This window comes from Polaromonas sp. P1_F1 (assembly GCF_056405795.1).
The window spans coordinates 16,035-34,806 of sequence record NZ_JBFUBJ010000008.1 but is presented as its reverse complement, the minus strand read 5'-3'; the positions used below and the strand labels follow the sequence as shown (position 1 = coordinate 34,806).

Below are 18,772 nucleotides of genomic sequence, written 5' to 3'. Positions count from 1 at the left end.
GACTTGATAGCCATTAAGGTGCAAAACTGTTAATTTTCTCGAAAGCACCTTGAGGCCCGACCCTCGCCTCAGCAGACATGATGAATGCAGAATGCTGCGCGTTGGGTGCGGTAGTCGGGATATCGCAATGGCACGAGGCGTCGAACAGTTTTCGCTGGGATGGCAACATGTACCAAGATCACTACAGCCTGGATCGGGAAAGCGATGCCGGCCAATTGCGCGCGGCAGAGTATGTACGGATGTCCACAGAGCACCAGCAGTACTCAACACAGAATCAGATCGGCAAAATCCGAGAATATGCCTCCCAGCGAGGCTTGGCCATCGTCAAGACCTATGCGGACGAAGGTAAAAGCGGCCTCAAGATCGATGGGCGGCGGGCGCTTCAGCAGTTGATTCAGGACGTCGAGACGGGGACTGCTGAATTCAAGGTCATTTTGGTTTACGACGTCAGCCGGTGGGGTCGATTCCAAGACGCCGACGAAAGCGCCTACTACGAATATATTTGCCGGCGCGCCGGCATCCAGGTGGCCTACTGTGCCGAGCAGTTTGAAAACGACGGCTCGCCCGTTTCTACGATAGTCAAGGGCGTGAAGCGTGCCATGGCCGGAGAATACAGCCGGGAACTTTCGGCCAAGGTGTTTGCTGGGCAATGCCGACTGATAGAACTTGGATTTCGCCAAGGGGGCCCGGCAGGATATGGCTTAAGGCGGGTGCTGGTCGACCAAGCCGGCTCCATCAAGGGCGAACTGGCACGCAGTGAGCACAAGAGCCTCCAAACAGATCGTGTGATCTTGATGCCCGGTCCGCAGGAGGAAATTCGCACCGTCAACCAAATTTATCAATGGTTCATCGACGGTGGTTTGATCGAATCCGAGATTGCTGACCGGCTCAATATGCAGGCGATCCGGACAGAGCTGGGGCGGGAATGGACTCGCGCCACAGTGCGTCAGGTTCTGACCAACGAAAAATATATCGGCAGCAACGTCTACAACCGAATCTCCTACAAGCTGAAGAAGCTGCGGGTAGTCAATACCCCTGAAATGTGGATACGCAAGGAGAATGCATTCGAACCCATCGTGGCTCGTGATCTCTTCTACACCGCTCAAGGCATTATCCGGGCCCGATCACGTCGTTACAGTGACGAGGAACTGATAGACAGGCTCCGCGGCCTGTACCAGCACCGTGGGTTTCTGTCTGGCATTGTGATCGACGAGTCCGAGGGGATGCCTTCATCGGCAGTGTATGCACACCGTTTCGGTAGCCTCATCCGTGCGTATCAGATGGTGGGCTTCGCTCCGGGCCGGGACTACCGCTACCTTGAGATCAACCGGTTCTTGCGGCAGTTGCACCCCAAAATCGTTGCCCAAACAGAAGCCAGGGTCGCAGTTCTGGGTGGCCGCATTGTGCGCGACCCCGCGACCGACCTGCTGCAAGTGAATCAAGAGTTCAGCCTTTCTTTGGTTCTTGCCCGCTGCCACAGCCAGGCAAGCGGCCGCAACCTCTGGAAGGTGCGCTTTGATACAAGCCTACTGCCGGATATTACGGTGGCCATCCGGCTTGCGCCAGGCAATGAGGTGCCGCTGGACTATTACCTCTTGCCGAGGCTGGATTTTTTGCAGCCACGTATCAACCTCGCGGATCAGAACGCAGTCGAACTGGAAAGCTACCGCTTCAATACGCTTGATTATCTTTACGGGATGGCCGCCCAGTTGAGGCTACGGAGGGCTGCATGAATGCCACCGCCAAACTGAATGACATACGGATGATTCCCATCGACCGCATAGAGGTCCTCAATCCGCGAGACCGAAATCAGGATGTCTTTGATGACATCGTCGGAAATATCAAGGCGATTGGCTTGAAAAAGCCCGTCACGGTAACACCGAGACCCAGCGCCGATGGCGCTGAACGCTACTTGTTGGTCTGCGGAGAGGGGCGACTTAAAGCTTTTCAAGTTCTTGGCGAAACCCGCATACCTGCACTGGTGGTTTCCGCAAACGACGAAGACGCGTTCATCATGAGTCTTGCGGAGAATATTGCCCGGCGCCGGTATCGCTCCCTGGAATTACTCGCAGGGATATCCGAGTTGCGTACCAAAGGCTACACCGCCAAAGTCATCGCGGAGAAGACTGGCCTGACGTTTCAATATATTCAGGCTATCTTGATGCTGTTCGAAAATGGAGAAGAGCGCCTGTTAGTGGCAGTCGAACGGGGCAGTATTCCTCTAAATGCGGCCCTGGCCATTGTTGGCGCGGGTGACGACGACAAGGCGGTACAAGCAGCGCTACAAGAAGCCTACGAAACGGGCAGCTTACGTGGAAAACCGCTGCTGGATGCGCGACGCCTGATTGAACGGCGGAAGCTACTGGGGCGTTCAATGGCTCGGTCGTCACCTCGCAAACACGCAGATGTGACCACTTCCAGTTTGGTGCGGACGTATCAGAAGGAAGTCCAGCGACAGAAGATAATGATCAAGAAGGCATCGTTTTCGCAGCAAAGCCTGCTGTTTGTCGCGAGTGCACTTCGAAAGCTGCTCCAGGATGAGAATTTCCTCAACCTGCTCCGCGCAGAAGGGCTTGACTCCATGCCCCAGTATCTTTCCGAGCGCGTTGCCGCGACGGGGGGTGTGACGTGAGCGTGGCCCTAGGGTTTTTGCCAAAACCGCTTTTGGTACCAGTGGACAATATTCTGCCGTCACGAAAGATCGTGCTGAACCTCGCCACCTCTCCCAAGTTCAAGCAAATAGTTGCGTCAATCCGAGAAATCGACCTTATCGAGCCTCTTGCTGTGGGAGCCGTGGATCGAAGGTCTGGACAGCATCTGCTTCTGGACGGGCATCTTCGCCTTGCGGCGCTGCGGGAACTGGGATACACAGAGGCACCGTGCCTAGTTGCCACGGATGATGAAGCGTATACCTATAACAATCGAATCAATCGGCTATCGACCATCCAGGAACACTTGATGATCAAACGGGCCGTTGATCGTGGCGTTTCTCCGGAGCGCTTGGCCAACACCCTATGCGTTGATTCAACTCATATCATCAAGAAAATGGGCCTACTCAATGGGATCTGTGCCGAAGCGACTGAGTTGCTGAAGGATCGTCATTTTTCGGTGGAAATTTCACAAATCGTCCGCAAGATGAAATCAACCCGCCAGATTGAATGCATAGAGTTGATGGTTGCCGCCAACAATCTGACTGTGGCTTATGCGCGCGCGCTGTTGGTAGCAACCCCCCCAGACATGCTGATCGACAAAAAATCACCGAAGAAACCTGCAGGTATTAGCCAGGAGCAGATGGCTCGTATGCAAAGAGAGATGTCCAATCTGCAGGGTCAGTACAAGCTGGTGGAGCAGAGTTATGGAGAAGACGTCTTGAATCTGGTGCTGGCGAAAGGGTATGTCACTAAATTGCTTGGCAATAAGCGTGTGGTGAAATATTTGGAACAACACCAGCAGGACATCATGGAGCAATTTGTCAGTCTTTCAGAGACTACGTCTCTGGAGCTCTAGTCTGCGTAACTACTAGGGCCCAGATTTCACAACGAAGATATTGCGCAAATTAATAGAGCGCGCATCGCGAATTCAGTCCGCGTTTCACTGGTATTTCGGGGCCGCTGATCGGTGTATGCGGCACGCGACAGATTCGCAGTAAAACCGGTAATAAGCAATATCGGCAAATACAAATTGACGACCTGGCTTCAGATTTCACTTGCAGCACGCGCAGGTTCCCGGTAACTTGTGATGGACGTCTGAAAGGATCTTCATCATGCAAGCCCACCGATTCGATATGCCCTGTCTTTCTCATCCCTCGCGCTCACGCCCCTCGCCCGCAGTGCTCAATGCCGTGCGCCCGGGCGCTGTGTGGATGAATATCAAACACACCACCATACGAATTTGACCCCCGTCATGTCCACCCGCTTCCATCTTTTCTCTCACGAATTCCGTCCAGGAGTTCGGGCATCCCTCTTCAGTCGCCGCTGACTTCCCGCGGCGACGCCGCCCGGGCTCCTGACATGTTCCATGTCTTCAGGAGCCCGCCATGTCAGACCACCCGCAGGACGCCCCGCCGCCACCCGGATTTGTCCACCACCCGCTTTCGCGCCCCCGCAACGACAGCGCCCCTTCCCACTGCACACTCCTGCTGCCCGCGCACGTCAAGACCGCCGTCGACGAGGCGCGTGCACTGGAGTATCAACATCAGGTCCCCATGATCCTGTTTCTGGACATCGACGGTGTGCTGCATCCCGAACCCGCACTGTCCCGCCATGCCTTCTGCCGCCTGCCGCTGGTTGAAGAGATTCTGATGGACTTCCCGCAGGTTCAGATCGTGATCTCATCGACCTGGCGCCTGGACTGGCAGGAGGAGAGTGCGCAGATCGCGGGGATGAAAGAGCACTTCTCGTTGGCGCTGAGGGACCGTGTGGTGGGCGTCACGCCGGATCATCGGCAGACCCCTGCCAGTCAAGCGCCCGAGGGTCTTGCCGGATACCTGCGAGAGTGGGAATGTCTGGATTGGCTCAGGACACACCGCCCACCGGCCACGCCCTACGTGATGCTGGATGACCGGGCCGGGCTGTTCCGCTCGAACAACCCGCACCTGATGATCGTGGATTGCGACGATGGCTTTATGCCGGATAACGAGACGGAGTTCAGGGCCCATCTGGCCAGGATGGTGGCACAGGCCAATACGGTTTCGGGAGAACCATGATGAAGTTGCATATCCTGTCTGACCTGCACAACGAGTTCGTGCCGCATCAGGCGCACCCGGAGGCGGCAGCTGCGGCGGATGTGATCGTGCTGGCCGGCGATATCGACCAGGGCACCCGGGGCCTGACATGGGCACGGGAGGCATTTCCAAACCACGAGATCGTCTACGTGGCCGGCAATCACGAGTTCTACCATCACCACTGGAACCAACTGCTGGATGACTTGCGCCACAAGGCCCACACGCTCGGCATCCATTTCCTGGAGAGCCAGGCGGTGACGATCAACGGGATCCGCTTCCTGGGGGCCTCGCTGTGGACCGACTTCGACTACTTCGGGCGCAACAAGCGGCAGGCCTGTATGCTCGAGGCCGAAGAAAAGCTCAATGACTTCAGGCTCATCAAGGCGCAGACGATCCAGCCGGAACGGGTCTCTGCAATCCTCGGGACAGCCGACGGTAAAAAGGGCGCCGTGCGCTGGAGCCGAAAACTGACGGCCGTTCACACGCTGGCGCGTCATCAGGCGAGCATGGCCTGGTTGCAAGCCGAGTTGCCAAAGGGTGATCCAGATCGGACAGTGGTGATCACGCATCACTTCCCGCATCGAAACAGTTGCGCGCCACAGTGGTCGAACGCGCCACTCACAGCGATCTTTGGGTCGAACCTTCCGAACGAGGTGCTTCTGGGGGCCAGACTCTGGATTCACGGACATACCCATGACAGCTGCAACTATCGGATCGGAGACTCGAAGCGCGCTGTTCGGGTGATCTGCAATCCGCGCGGCTACCCGGTAGGTTGGCTCAAAGACGAGTTCGAGAACATGTTGTTTAACCCATCGCTGGTGATCGACCTCGACGATCCAGGGGATGGGCCAGATCCACGGAGCTTTCCACTGCCCGAGTGCAGATCATGAAGATGAAACAACACGGAGGGATCGCGGCATGACCACACCAGACGAAAGAACACGGGCGCTGCGCTGGGCCGGCGAATTCCTGTTTGAGCTTCAGGGAAGTAGTGCTGCGGCAGCATTACCAGACCATATGAAACGGCAAATTCCAGTGATTCTGCGCCACTACCCGAGAGCATTCGAGATTGCCAGTGAGGCAAAACTGCAGAGTCATCAAGATTTCCCCTGGCTTGGCCCGGAGGAGGCGAAAGATGAAACTGCACGTCCTATCTGATCTGCACTGGAGCTCTCGGCTTCTACCCTGACGCGGCCGCCGTGCGCCAGGCGGACGTGATCATTCTTGCCGGCGATATTGACAAGGGGAGCAAGGGCATTGCCTGAGCCAGAAGCGCTTGCCCCAACAAGCCTGTCGTCTAGTGGCGGGTACCCGTGCCAGGGAGACGAAATACAAAGCGCATTTCAATTCAGTTCGCGCAATAGGTATTCCGCAAATTTCCTTTTAAATCAATGACTTGCGAGAAATCAAGTCAATGAATACACTCCGGAAATGTCTGCACCTTCATCACCAAGAAACCTCGAACGTATCCCTGCGGAGATCAAGCGGGAAGTGTTCCTGGTCAATGGGATTTCGATGAAGAGTTGGGCCGAAGCGCGCGGCTTCAACCCTACATTGGTCTACCAAATCTTGACCGGCCGACGCAAATGCTTGCGAGGCCAAAGCCACAACATCGCTCGGGAGCTGGGCATGAAATAGAACGAAACCAACAGGATGTGTGCGACGCCGACTACGCAAGTAGACGGCACCTCTGCGTATGGCTTCGGCCATAGGACAAAGGGATGCGGACTTGCCGGTCCGCCCCTTGAATCCAACATTGACCAAATAGTTGCTCTAGAAAATCAACTCTAGCTGATCATTTCAGGTCGGTCAATCTCCCGTTTGTCAAACTTTGTCAGACCAAGCGCAAGGCGCTTGGCAGGGAAAGGCTTTGCTCATGAAACGCGACCAGTTACCGCGCCATGACCCAGCGTCCCGCGCGTCAGAGGTACGCGCGTTGGAAGGATACTTACCTTGGGACTTGTGCACCCGCCACCATACTAAATCGCCTCAAACAGGCAAGATGACCTTTGCCAAACCGGTGTGTTTGATTCGCGAAGGTTATGGCGTGGATCATCTGCACTGGCACCAATCGACGCGGGTCTGCCATGCTGGATGATCTAGCTCTGCAGCGCTATTTTGCCGCCATGAATCTTTCACCAGTAGCGTGCGAGATCATCCTCCAAGTGCGGAGCAGCGACCCGCTTAGAAACGTAAGCAATAGAGGCGGCAATATGGCCGGCACTCATGCCGACTCCAAGATGCTACAAACCATTCAATGGGAATCATGGTCTGGCGAGCGAGCATTGGCGGTACTCTGGGAGTTTGATCCCGATGTTTTCGAATTCTGGGATCAATCATACCGACTCAAAATTGCTTATGCGCTCGCGTCTGGGCGGAGGACCGGCCTTCGGACGATAGTGGATTACCTGCTTCTAGGGAAACATTTCTGCGGATTCGTTGACTTCAAGACTTCCGAAGAATTGCGGAAACTAACATTCGAGCAACCAACACGCTTTGTACAGATCGGCGACTGGAAGTGGGATCAACCACCGGCGCGTGAGGCATGTCGAAGCTTGGGTCTTGACTACCAGCTTCTCTCGGATTGTGACATTCCGCATGTGCTGGTAAGGAACCTTGAATTTCTTCGGCCACGAATGCTGCGCCAATTAAGCGCCCCGGCAGTATCAATCGATGATCTAAAGCGAACGCTTATAGAAAAAAAAAGGATCCTCCTTTCAGAAGCCATAGATATTCTCGGCGATCCCGATCGAGTCTACTGGGGGCATTTTTCATGTCATTGGTTTCTTGATCTCATTACCGAGCCTCTTGCGCATCCGGACTCTACTTATGTTTATGTCGACAAGCTTTCAAAAGAAACCTTCGGCGCTGTCCGACGCTGCAGCCAACCATTGCTGTCACCGTCACTTGATGCGGATTCGATCCCGGACCATGCTTTTTTGCGCTGGGACGACAGCCTTTTCCAGCTGCTAAATCGTAGCAAGACCAATGTCTATCTAAAAACAGGAACTAGTCCGCTGATCACCATTTCCAAATCCGACTTCGAGGGATTGCTTTCTACTCATGCAATTACGGCGAACGTTCCGGCACCTCTGCTGACACAAGCGGGCTTGGACATCCTCAAGTTGTCGACACCGGATGCCCAAACGGAGGCGCTGCGTAAGCTGGGAATTCTAGAGCGTCATTGGAAGGGAGAGGATGTCATTGGAAATGTTGTCGCAAGGCGAACGCTATACGACTGGGTCGCAAAATTTCGCGCGGCAGAGCAGAAGTATGGAAATGGATTTCTCGGTCTTATCGATCGGGACGATCTGAAGGGAAATTCGACCTCACGCACCAGTGAGGAAGAGCAGGCTCTTGTTCAGAAGGCATTCGAATGGCTGATGGTCGACCTGGCACGTCCGCCTGCCGCCGGCTACGCGATCTACGTCGCGTCCTGCAGCGATGCCGCAATCATTCCGCGGTCAGAGAATTCCTTCATGAAGCTGTGGGGCAAGAACGATAAGTATCAAGAAGTCTTGACGCGCGAAGGAAAGCGGGCTGCCTACCCACATAAGGCACCTCGCCATAGCAATCCAGCATCGACGCTCCAAGGGCCGCCCGAAGGTGATAGTCCGTTCAACCTGGTACACGTTGACCATACCCAGGTAGATTTTTTCTCTCGGCGGGAAAACTCCGCTGTACTACTGGGAAAACCCTGGCTGAGCCTCGCCATTGATGCATTCACCCGACTAGTGCTGGGTTGGTGGTTGTCCATGTTGGCTCCCAGCACAGCTGCCGTTTTAATGGTACTGCGAGACATGGTAAGACGTCATGGCAAGCTTCCTCTTTACACGATTACCGATAGCGGTAAAGATTTCTCCAGCACGCGAGTCAAACAGTTTCTGGCCAGTCGCAGATGTGGCCATGGCTACCGACCGGCCGGTGATCCGCGCTTCGGCAATCCGGTCGAGCGCTTGAATCTCGACATTTCAATGCATTTCTCGCAGGTCGTGTATGGCAGCAACAAAGCATTCAAGACGCCTCGGATGAGTTCAGCAACGCACGACCCCAGAAATCTTGCCTATCTGACGATGAACTCGAGTGCGCCCAAGCTTGAGGAGCTTCTATTCGATTTGTACCCTGGGCGGCCACACTCCGGGCTGGGAGAATCTCCAGACAGCAAGCGACGGTCAGCCGCCATTATGCAGGGTACGTCATGGGGAGTGCCAGTCAATTTTGATGACCTTCTTGTGTTTCAAACACTTGCAACGCCGCATAAGCACGGTGGTTTAGTACGGCAGCGCGACGGAATCCGCCTTAATGGTCACAACTACTTCTCGCCAATGCTCGTCGGTGACGGAAACGGGAGGACCATGAGAGATTTACCACTTTACGACCCTGAAGACCCCACCTATATCCAGGCCCGTGTGGGTTCGCAATGGACACGATGCGATTTGCTTGACTCACAGAGAAAACGCCTGCCCTCATCCGACCTCAAATACTATCTGTCGGAAAGAATCTTTCTCAATCGAGACAGCACGAATAAGGACGACATCAGGGCGTACCAAGCACGTCTGGGAAGCTTTTACAAACGCCTCGACGAAGATCGCGTTGGAAATGCGGCTGAGGGTCCCGACATCAAGCATCCAGAAGATCATCCTCTACAACCCAGCACTCCAGCGCTCCCTCCTTCGCCCATTCAAGCGGCTCCCATCTCCAAAAGGCCACGCCATGGCTGACTCCGCTGTCGCGCGGCTGGTCAAGCATGGGAAGCATTCTGACCCACGAGTCAATGAATTTCGTGAGGACACCGTATTGCATGAGCGCTTCCAAAACAGTATGGACGAGGTCGCCGAGCGCGTGCAGTTTGGAGGCAGGCAAGCGATGACTGTCGTGATTGGTCCAACTGGCAGTGGAAAGACCGCTTTGGTGCGTGAGTTTGAGTATCAGTTCGAATCCCACGCGTTAGAAATCCCTGAAGACCTACGTCCAACGTTAGTTTCTATGGAGTTGTCCGCTCCCGAAGTAGGAACCTTCAACTGGAAAGAAGATTTCTATAAGCCTGGACTGGAGAAGCTTCAGGAGCCGTGCGCGAGAAATAAAATAAACATTGAAGATATCCGCGCGCAAATCCTTTCGGGTAACAGCCGGCCTGTCTTCTCCAGAAATCCTGCGACGACTGGCGACTATCGAAGGCTCTTGTATAGCGCCTTAGAGCGAGCGCGCACGATGGCGCTTTTAATAGACGAGGCTGATCACTTTCGCAGACCTATGTCCAAAGATGGAGTATTTCGTCAATACAACAGCATCAAGAGCCGTAGCAACTCATGCAACACCCATTTCGTGCTGCTGGGCACAACCGACCTGCGCGACATCTTCAGGCAAAGCGGCCAAATTAGTCGCCGAGTCTATCCAGTGTGGCTATCGCCATATAGCCGTTCGGAATCTCGTGCATTCACCGCGGCCGCAGTTGCACTTGTTGAGAAATGTCCCATTCCCATCGATTTTGATGTGAGATCCAAAATTGATTATTTTTTTGAACGTACCTTCGGTATCTTCGGAATTCTTTATGAGTGGTTCGAGCGCGCTCTTATCAAGTGCCTCGCCCAGAATAGATCAAAGTTGACATGGGCGATCATGTCTGAAGTACAGCTCCACGAGATGCAACTCGATGGAATTTTGACTGAGCTTGTAAATTTTCAGACTTTTGAACGGGAGATCAACGCTTACATTCAGGAAAAAAAGACTTTTCTCTTCCCAGTTCCCTCATCAGATGCAATGCCAGTTCCCACCCCCAAAAAGCGCAAGCCGGGCGAACGTTGGCCGACACGCGACCCGGTGCCGCTGTGACACAAGTCAGTATCATTCCGGCTTCATCTGGCATTCCGGTCCTTAGCTCACTCAAGCCACGTCGGCGTGGGCCTGGATCGATTGAAGCGCTTTCCAGCCACCTGATCGCACTTTCACAACATCACAGTTGCTCACCTTACACACTCCTCCATAAGGTGCTGATCCCGCCATCACAGCGGTTAAGCCTCCGCTGGAGGAGAGTACGATTTAACGAATCGCAGCTTATAAATGGCTACCTTGATGTAGCCCAATTTTTATCTGAAACAGTAGAGAGTTGCAGCCACGGGAAAGATATCAAGAACATGACTCTTATCGGTATGCAATCATTTTGCGATCCGGTTGGAAAGCATGTTTTGCGACGCGTGAGGCCTTGGTGCCCCGAGTGCTACCGCGAAGCCAGGGCCCGCGATATACCAGCTTGGGACCCCCTATACACCTACGTCAACACAACGACTGTTTGTGTTTGGCATCAGGCGGTACTTCGCGTTGAATGTGAAAAGTGTGGTGCTTCTCAGCGATTCGTTCCCAGACTTCCTTTCCTTGATCTATGCGAGAGATGCGGAGCCGATATGGCTATGCAGGGCAGTTCTCCATTGAAGACCGGTCGAACGCTCAACGACGAACTGTGGTTTGCAAGGGCCGCAATGCACCTCATAGAAACTCTTGAGAGCGGTGCGCCACTGTCGGCAGACAACTTCGCCAAGAATATTCAATTGCTTATAAACCAGCATTTCGATGGCAATCGCCAGCAGTTTGCGAAGAAGCTTGGAGTCGCAGGTTCCGGTCCGAAGAATTGGATCGATCGGGGCTCCCATCCCAGCTGGGCATCGATTGCTGACCTGGGATTTCGCATGGAAATTCCCCCAACTCAACTCGCGACGTCCGATCTGCCGATGACAGACCCGATCTATTGGCGCTATGTTGATCGATTGGTCCTAGACGCACCTCACATTCGCCCTGCCATTGAAACGCTTGATGCAGCGCGTGAGGCATTGAACTATGCAATCAAATTGGCTAAGGCCGACCCGACCTCACTGCCCGATAGTATCGAAGTGATCACCCAGAAGGTCGGCGTACGTCGGAGCCTTCTCAAACGCCATTTTCCAGAGGAATGCATGGCGTTGGTGAAATTGAGATCCAGCGCGGTACAACACCTCGCGTTAAAAACGGCTGCCGAGCGCAGCAGAAGGCTGGCATCTGCGATTCAGGACATAGCGGCTAGCGGTAAATTACCTACCTCACGACGCATAAAGCTGCAGAAAGGCATAAAGATATCCGATGTAATTTCAAGGCGAAATTAAACAGCAATGCTGCATATGCGTTGAGAGCCTTTGTACGGACATACTGGGGCAGTGGCCTTGCGATCCCCCTAAAAAGTGCCTCTAGCGGACTTTGGCGACCTTAGCGGGGACTTTTTGCCGCCTGGTTGGTGCATTTTCTCTGCAAGCCTCAACATTGTCATCGGCCAAGCATAAGTTCGCACAATCGCGCCACAAAGCATAAAGCCGCACTAGTGGCGGCTTTATGGGTTCCTTGACACGTTAGGAATCAAGGGCTTGCGCATCTGGTGGCCTGGGGCGGAATCGAACCACCGACACAAGGATTTTCAATCCTCTGCTCTACCGACTGAGCTACCGGGCCTGAGCCTCAGATTATATATCACCCGAAAGGGGTGTCCGGCCCCCTGGGTCTTCAAGGTCAGACGCCGCGTTTGCCGCGGGTCAGATCCACGCCGAGTTGCTTGAGCTTTCGGTAGAGGTGGGTACGCTCAAGACCGGTTTTCTCCGCCACACGGGTCATGGAGCCGCCTTCCTTGGCTAAATGAAATTCGAAATAGGCTTTTTCAAATTCGTCACGCGCGTCGCGCAATGGTTTTTCCAGCAGAAAACTCTGCGTGGCCTGCGGTCCCAGGTCAACAGGTGTCGGCAAGGTCCCGCCGGTCATCACGGCTTCTACCGTGAGGTCGGCTGCGTGTGCCGCGGGGCTGCTGTTCATTACGGCGGGTTTGCGGGGAGCTGCCTTGGTGAGGCCCTGCTCCACCGCCTTCAGGAGTTTTTGCAGCGTGATGGGTTTCTCAAGAAACGCCATGGCGCCGATCTTGGTAGCCTCGACTGCCGTATCGATCGTGGCGTGGCCGCTCATCATGATGACGGGCATGGTCAGCAAGCCACTGGAAGACCACTCCTTGAGCAGCGTCACGCCGTCAGTGTCGGGCATCCAGATGTCCAGCAGCACCAGGTCGGGCCTGGAACGTCCGCGGGCGGCACGGGCCTGAGCGGCGTTCTCGGCGAGCTCGACCTGATGCCCTTCGTCATTAAGAATTTCTGAGAGAAGGTCGCGTATGCCCAGCTCGTCGTCGACCACCAGAATATTTGCCATGATTGAATTGCTGCCTGCCTGTTATTGCGAATGCCGTGCGGATATCGAAGTGTTACTGAATGTGTTGTTAAGCCACAACTGCAAATGATAACGACACTTGTGCCCCTTGCACCAAACCGTCTGCCACGCGGTTTGAAATATCGATGCGGGCTCCGTGTTCATCTGCAATTTTTTTGACGACCGCGAGCCCCAGACCCGTGCCCTTTACCTTGGTCGTGACGTAGGGCTCGAACGCGCGTTTGAGGATATGTTCGGGGAAGCCCGTTCCGTTGTCGCGCACCGTCAGACGCACACGCCTGGACGTTTCAGAGTATTCGGTCTTGAGCGTAACCCGTCCGTCCTCCTTGCCTTCCTGCGCATCCTGGGCATTCTGCAACAGGTTGTGGATGACCTGGCGCAGCTGCTGGTCGTCGCCCTGGATTTTCGGGGCCTTGGGGTCCAGCTCTGTGACGACCGGAACCGCGGCACTGCCGCTGCGCAGCTCACTGTGACCGTCGCTGAGGTAGAGCTGCATCACGTCGTTGATCAATGCATTGAGGTCAACAGGCTTGAGCTCGGCCGCCGGCAGGCGGGCGTAGTCGCGGAACTCATTCACCAGCCGCTTCATTGCGTCGACCTGGTCAACGATGGTCTTGACGGATTTGGTGAGCAGCAGTTGCTCAGGTTCGCCGACCTTGCCGGTGAGCTTCATTTCGAGGCGCTCAGCCGACAGCTGGATGGGCGTGAGCGGGTTCTTGATCTCGTGGGCCAGGCGGCGCGCCACCTCGCCCCACGCCTGCGCGCGTTGGGCCGACACCATTTCGGAAACATCGTCAAACACCAGCAAAAACTCTTCGGTGCCCGGCATCTTGGCGCCACGGGCGATCAGCGTGATGGCGTTGTCGGGCGCACCGGGCACGGCCGCGTTGAGCTCAAAAGACTGCTGCCAATGCTCAAGCCCGTGCGGCGCACCATCGCTGAGGTAATCGGTGAACTGGGCCAGCACATCTTTGGCAAACAGGCCCAAGCCTGGCACTTCGCCCAGCGATTTTCCGTGGTACGCCGCCAGCGGCGCACGCAGGATGCGGGTAGCCCCAGGGTTGCTGGACTGGATGCGGCCATGCACATCCAGCACGATCACGCCGGCGGTGAGGTTGTCCAGAATGGTCTGCAGGTTGGCGCGCGCGGCATCAACCTGGCTCATGCTTTGCTGCACTGCCGAGCGGGCATCGGCCAGCTGCTGTGTCATGTCGGCAAAAGAACGCGTGAGCCCGCCCAGCTCGTCCTTGCCCTGCAGGGCGGCCTTGGGTGTCAAGTCGCCCTGGGCCACCTGGCGCACGCCCTCCGCCAGCACCAGCAGCGGCTTGGCCAGCTGGTTGCCCAGCACCACGGCCAGCAGTACCGCACCGAATACGGCCAGGAACAAGCTGAGCGTGAGTGTGCCTATATACATCTTGCGCAGGCCGCCGCGTGCCAGCGCGCGCTCCTGGTATTCGCGGTTAGCTTCCTGGACGGCGACAGCATTGGCCACCAGGCCCTCAGGCAGCAGCTGGGTCACCTGCAAAAACCGCGCGTCGCCCAGCACGTTCACATTGGGGTTGTTCACCACGGCAATCGCCTTGACCCGCGCAACGGCCCCCGGCGCGGTACCGGCAGCCCCACCTGCGGCCAGCTCGCCGTTGCCGGCAGACACCACCTCATCGAGGCCTTCAATCTGCGTGACGACGCGCTGCGTGCGTGCCGTGCGCAGTTGCTGTACTGAGGGGCGTTCGGGTTTCAGCAGAAATCTCGACTCACCTGCGCTGGCTATCACCTGGCCCGAGGGGCTCCAGAGCACCACATCGCTGGCCTGGAGCTGGTCGCGCAGGCGTTCAAGTGCGAGGCCAGCCATGGCGTCCGGCGTCTCGGCAATCTGGGTGGCGGCCTGCCGTGTCTTGTTGCCAAGGTCGGCGGCCAGGGTGTCCAGCGTGGCCCGGCCCAGGTTCAACCCGGCCGCCAGCGCCCCCTCCACTTCCACATCAAACCAGCTTTCAATGGACCGCGACACAAACTGGTAGGACACCACATAAATCATCAGCCCCGGCATGAGGCCGACCAGCGCAAAGATGGCGGCCAGCTTGACCAGCAGCCGGCTGCCGAAGCGGCCGCGGTACAGCCGCAGGGCAAGGCGCGCCACGATCCATCCGATGACCAGCAGCAGCAAGCCGGCAACGGCCACGTTGAGCACGAAGAGCAGTGCGTAATTGCGCTCGTACAGCTCGCGATTGCCGGTGGCCTGCGTCAGCAGGAACATCAGCACCAGGCCGAGCGCCGCGATGGCCCCCACGCCGACACCGACCGTCCAGCGAAAAGCCTTGCTGCTCTTGAGGGAGCCGCCACTGACCTGCAGGTTCACTTGACGCCCTCGGCGCTGGAGACCACAGGCGTGGCGGGCTCCAGTTTCAGCCGCTCCCTGACCTGCGCGGAGATATTCCAGTCTTTTTGCCCGGCTACCCCGATCTGGAAGGGGCGCGGCAGCTGCGTCAGGTCGAGCCTGAAACTGAAATCAAGCTTGTGGGCGGCGTCGGGGTCAACCTCGGCCGCATCGGCGATTTTCCAGCGCGCCACGCGCTGGATGGCAGACAGGGCCTCGGGAAGGGTCTCGTAATTCTGGTTCAGTGTGGCGCGCAGGCCCGCCGAACTGGTGATGAGGCCCGAAGCAATGTTGACGCGCCAGCGGCGGGTCAATGGCTGGTAAGCCAGGCGAACGGTGCGGGCCGCACTGGCCACGCGCGGGTCCGTCCAGTACCAGCGGTCGCGGTAAATGTCGGCTTCGACCACAAAAAACATCGGGATCCCCTTGAGCAGGGCGTCTTCCACGACCGCCGGAAGCTCAAACCGGACCTGCGCAGACAGGTGAACACCATCGTCACCGCGCTCCACGCGCAGCTGCGTGATCTCGGTGGCCGACGCCGATCCCGGTGCGGCCATCGCGATGCAAAGGCACAGTCCCGGCAGAAAACGCCCCACGATGCCCACCGCACGCCGCCAGCTGTCAGCGGCTGCGCTTTTCAAGGAGGGCGTAATAGAAACCGTCGTGTTCACGCATCAAATTGTCCGGGAAGACCGTCGCTCCGACGCCACTTTGGGGGAGCAAATGCCCCGGCGAAGGCTTTAATAAGGCGTCGGTGTGGTGCGTAAGAAACGTTTGTATCTGGTTGTCGCCTTCCGCGCGAAAAACTGAACAGGTGCAATACAGCAGGCGCCCGCCGGGCTTGAGCAAAAGCCAGAGCGTTTTCAGCAGATGCGCCTGGATGCCGGCCAATTGGGCGATGTCCGTGGGCCGGCGCAGCCAGCGTACATCCGGGTGGCGCCGCACGATGCCCGAAGCGGTACAGGGCGCGTCCAGCAGGATCGCGTCGAATGCCTGCCCATCCCACCAGGAATCAGGCTGGCCGGCATCGCCGACACGTATGTCAGCCTGCAGACCCAGGCGGTGCAGATTCTGCTTCACGCGCTCGCAGCGGCGCGCATCAATGTCCAGCGCTGTCACGTCGCAATCGGCCAGTTCAAGCAGGTGAGCGGTTTTGCCGCCCGGTGCAGCACAGGCATCCAGCACTTTCAACCTCCCGGCTTCACCGCCCTCGGCTTTCAAATCATCCAGAAGCAAAGGCGCAGCCAGCTGCGCCGCGGCGTCCTGAACCGAAAAATGCCCTTCCGCAAAGCCCGGCAACGAGCTAACGGCCTGCGCACGGGCGAGGATGACACCATGCCTGCCGACCGGTGTTGCTTCAATATTGATAGCTGCCAGCGCATGCTGGTATTGGGCTTGAGTCGTTTTTCGCTCATTAATGCGCAAGATCAGCGGTGCCTGGGTATTGTTGGCCTGCAGTATGGCCTGCCAGTCCCCGGGGTGATCCTTGCGCACCCGGTCTATCCACCACTGGGGATGGTTCCACACGGCCTGCGGGCTTTTCTCGGTGCGTGCCACCAGCTCCTCGCGTTCGCGCAAGAACCGGCGCAGGCAGCCGTTGATGAAACTGGCCTGGTGCTGCGTGGCATCCCCATGCTTGGCGGCTTCCACAGCCTGGTCAACGAGCGTGTGCGCGGTGTAGGGGGCGCCATGTTCCGTCCAGATCAATGCCAGCGCCACGCATAGCAAGGCGTCGGCCTCAGGCGGCGGCGGGCGGCGCGCCAGTTGCTGGCGCAAGGCCTCGGCGCGGCCCAGCCAGCGCAGGGTGTGAAAACCCAGCGCCTGAACGCCGGGCCGCAACGCGGCGTCCACATCTTCCAGCGCGGCGGTCATGGACTGGCCGTCACGAACAGCCATTAGCAGGGAGGCAGCCCCTTGCAGCTGGCGCCACAGGGGGACTTGGGTCGGGTTGTCTTGCATTTGTCTCACGGATACCGCCCGAAGGGGACGGCAACCTGTATTAGACCAGTAGCAAGTCCCCGCTGTGCCACTCCGAATTGCAAGCTGGGGCCGCGGGACCGGCTTTGCCGGACCGCAGGCGCAGCGGCCCCCTCGGGGGGCAGGGAGTTACGCGAAGCGAACGACCGTGGGGGCTAACTGAGACTATCTGCCCAGATATTGCTGGCCCAGTTCAGCGCGTAGACGCCCTCAAGTTCGGTAGGCCCGGCGCTGACGCCGCCGGAGCCGGCTACCGCCTTGAAAGTTTTCTCTGCCACCACATACTCATGCACGCTGGCCACATGGATCACATTCTTGTTGTCGACAAAGCTGTAGCAGGTATTGGTGAGCATGGGCGCGGGGTTGACGTCCCAGCCCGAGAGCTGGGCCACGATCGCGGCGGCCGCCACCTTGCCGTGGTTGTTGGCCATGTGGCCGCTCTTGGGCATGGCGGGCGCGACCTGAATGGAGTCGCCGAGCACATGCACATCCTTTGCGGCAGTGGATTCAAACGTCAGGTAATTCACGCCGCACCAGCGGTTGTTGGCCTGGTTGTTGAGGCTCGCCTGCACGGCAATCGTGCCGGCACGCATGGAAGGCAGCACATTCAGCACGTTGGCCTTGACATCGTCCTGCACATCGAACTTGATGATCCCGGCTTTGGCGTCAACCGCGGTGGCCTTGTGCTGGCCGCGGTATTCGATGATGCCTTTGTACTGCTCGGCCCATACTTTCTTGAAGAGCGGCCCTTTGGATGTGACGTCCGGATTGGCATCAAGGATGAGCACCTTGCTGCGCGGTTTGGCGGCCTTGAAATAGCCAGCAATGACGCTGGCGCGTTCGTACGGGCCGGGTGGGCAGCGGTAAGGTGCTTCGGGAATGGTGATGGCATATACACCACCGTTAGGCATGGCCTCCAGCTGCCGGCGCAGCGCGAGGGTTTCCGCACCGGCCTTCCAGGCCTGCAGGATCCGGCCCGAGTCGTTGGCGGCCTTCAGGCCCTCTATGCTGCCGAATATCAGCTCCACACCGGGCGAGACCACCAGCTTGTCATACGCGATGGTGGCGCCGCGAGCCAGCGTGACGGTTTTCTTCACGGTGTCGATGGCGCTGGCGTAGTCTTTCACCACGGTGATGCCGTGGTTGCGCGACAGGCCTGCATAAGACGTCGTAATGTCGCCGATCTGCTTGCCGCCGCTGAGCACGAGGTTGGAGATGGGGCAGGAGATAAAGGCGTCCTGCGGCTCGATCAGCACCACGTCGATTTTGTTGTCCGACAGCAGGCGCACATATTTGGCAGCCGTGGCGCCGCCGTAGCCGCCGCCAATCACCACAACCCTGGCCTTGGACGGTTCAGCGGTGCTGGCGCCGCCGGCCAGCCCTAGCAAACCCAGGGCTGCCGTTGACTGCAGGAAAGAGCGGCGCCTGAAGCCTGCTAACGAAGGGGAGTGAAGAGGCGTATTCATGGT

At 57.4% G+C, this 18,772-nt stretch carries 15 protein-coding genes and 1 tRNA gene; 10 read left to right on the top strand and 6 right to left on the bottom strand.

Features of this window, described 5'->3' with window-relative positions; all coding sequences use genetic code 11:
• The first annotated feature begins 167 nt into the window (after positions 1–167).
• The 10 genes from AC1DZE_RS19135 (at position 168) to AC1DZE_RS19090 (ending at position 11,856) form a co-directional block, all read left to right on the top strand.
• Positions 168–1,733: a recombinase family protein gene (locus AC1DZE_RS19135; RefSeq protein ID WP_477673047.1), complete on the top strand. Its 1,566-nt coding sequence runs from the start codon at positions 168–170 to the stop codon at positions 1,731–1,733.
• Positions 1,730–2,632 carry a plasmid partitioning protein RepB C-terminal domain-containing protein gene (locus tag AC1DZE_RS19130; protein ID WP_477673043.1) on the top strand — a complete coding sequence of 301 codons (903 nt, stop codon included), beginning with the start codon at positions 1,730–1,732 and terminating at the stop codon, positions 2,630–2,632. Before AC1DZE_RS19135 ends, AC1DZE_RS19130 begins: the two co-directional genes overlap by 4 nt.
• A 2-nt stretch (positions 2,633–2,634) precedes the next feature.
• Positions 2,635–3,507 (top strand): plasmid partitioning protein RepB C-terminal domain-containing protein, encoded by an 873-nt coding sequence (locus tag AC1DZE_RS19125; protein ID WP_477673046.1) that lies wholly within the window; start codon positions 2,635–2,637, stop codon positions 3,505–3,507.
• A 529-nt stretch (positions 3,508–4,036) separates the two neighbouring features.
• Positions 4,037–4,705: an HAD domain-containing protein gene (locus AC1DZE_RS19120; RefSeq protein ID WP_477700426.1), complete on the top strand. Its 669-nt coding sequence runs from the start codon at positions 4,037–4,039 to the stop codon at positions 4,703–4,705.
• Positions 4,702–5,613 carry a metallophosphoesterase family protein gene (locus AC1DZE_RS19115; protein ID WP_477700425.1) on the top strand — a complete coding sequence of 304 codons (912 nt, stop codon included), beginning with the start codon at positions 4,702–4,704 and terminating at the stop codon, positions 5,611–5,613. Before AC1DZE_RS19120 ends, AC1DZE_RS19115 begins: the two co-directional genes overlap by 4 nt.
• 28 nt (positions 5,614–5,641) lie before the next feature.
• Positions 5,642–5,881, top strand: coding sequence for a BPSL0761 family protein (locus AC1DZE_RS19110; RefSeq protein WP_477700424.1), 240 nt, complete (start codon positions 5,642–5,644; stop codon positions 5,879–5,881).
• A 273-nt stretch (positions 5,882–6,154) separates the two neighbouring features.
• A complete protein-coding gene (locus AC1DZE_RS19105; protein WP_477700423.1) occupies positions 6,155–6,361 on the top strand; it encodes a DNA-binding protein in 207 nt (68 codons plus the stop codon).
• A gap of 449 nt (positions 6,362–6,810) precedes the next feature.
• Entirely contained in the window at positions 6,811–9,444 is a 2,634-nt protein-coding gene (locus tag AC1DZE_RS19100) for a hypothetical protein (protein WP_477700422.1), read from the top strand.
• A complete protein-coding gene (locus AC1DZE_RS19095; RefSeq protein ID WP_477700421.1) occupies positions 9,437–10,555 on the top strand; it encodes an ATP-binding protein in 1,119 nt (372 codons plus the stop codon). Before AC1DZE_RS19100 ends, AC1DZE_RS19095 begins: the two co-directional genes overlap by 8 nt.
• A gap of 569 nt (positions 10,556–11,124) precedes the next feature.
• Positions 11,125–11,856, top strand: a complete 732-nt coding sequence (locus tag AC1DZE_RS19090; protein ID WP_477700420.1) for a hypothetical protein — start codon at positions 11,125–11,127, stop codon at positions 11,854–11,856.
• A gap of 264 nt (positions 11,857–12,120) precedes the next feature.
• Here AC1DZE_RS19090 and AC1DZE_RS19085 read toward each other — a convergent pair.
• The 6 genes from AC1DZE_RS19085 to AC1DZE_RS19060 form a co-directional block, all read right to left on the bottom strand.
• Positions 12,121–12,196: transfer RNA gene (locus tag AC1DZE_RS19085), tRNA-Phe, on the bottom strand.
• A gap of 57 nt (positions 12,197–12,253) precedes the next feature.
• The gene (locus AC1DZE_RS19080; protein WP_457282636.1) at positions 12,254–12,934 is read right to left on the bottom strand and encodes a response regulator; all 681 of its coding nucleotides are present in this window, start codon (positions 12,932–12,934) and stop codon (positions 12,254–12,256) included.
• 67 nt (positions 12,935–13,001) lie between these two features.
• Positions 13,002–15,308, bottom strand: a complete 2,307-nt coding sequence (locus AC1DZE_RS19075; protein ID WP_477670190.1) for an ATP-binding protein — start codon at positions 15,306–15,308, stop codon at positions 13,002–13,004.
• On the bottom strand, positions 15,305–15,967 hold the full coding sequence (locus AC1DZE_RS19070; RefSeq protein WP_477670191.1) for a DUF4390 domain-containing protein: 663 nt from the start codon (positions 15,965–15,967) through the stop codon (positions 15,305–15,307). Before AC1DZE_RS19070 ends, AC1DZE_RS19075 begins: the two co-directional genes overlap by 4 nt.
• Positions 15,948–17,285, bottom strand: coding sequence for a 16S rRNA (cytosine(967)-C(5))-methyltransferase RsmB (gene rsmB / locus AC1DZE_RS19065; RefSeq protein ID WP_477673004.1), 1,338 nt, complete (start codon positions 17,283–17,285; stop codon positions 15,948–15,950). Before rsmB ends, AC1DZE_RS19070 begins: the two co-directional genes overlap by 20 nt.
• A 173-nt stretch (positions 17,286–17,458) precedes the next feature.
• Positions 17,459–18,769, bottom strand: a complete 1,311-nt coding sequence (locus AC1DZE_RS19060) for an NAD(P)/FAD-dependent oxidoreductase (RefSeq protein WP_477670192.1) — start codon at positions 18,767–18,769, stop codon at positions 17,459–17,461.
• Positions 18,770–18,772 lie beyond the last annotated feature (3 nt).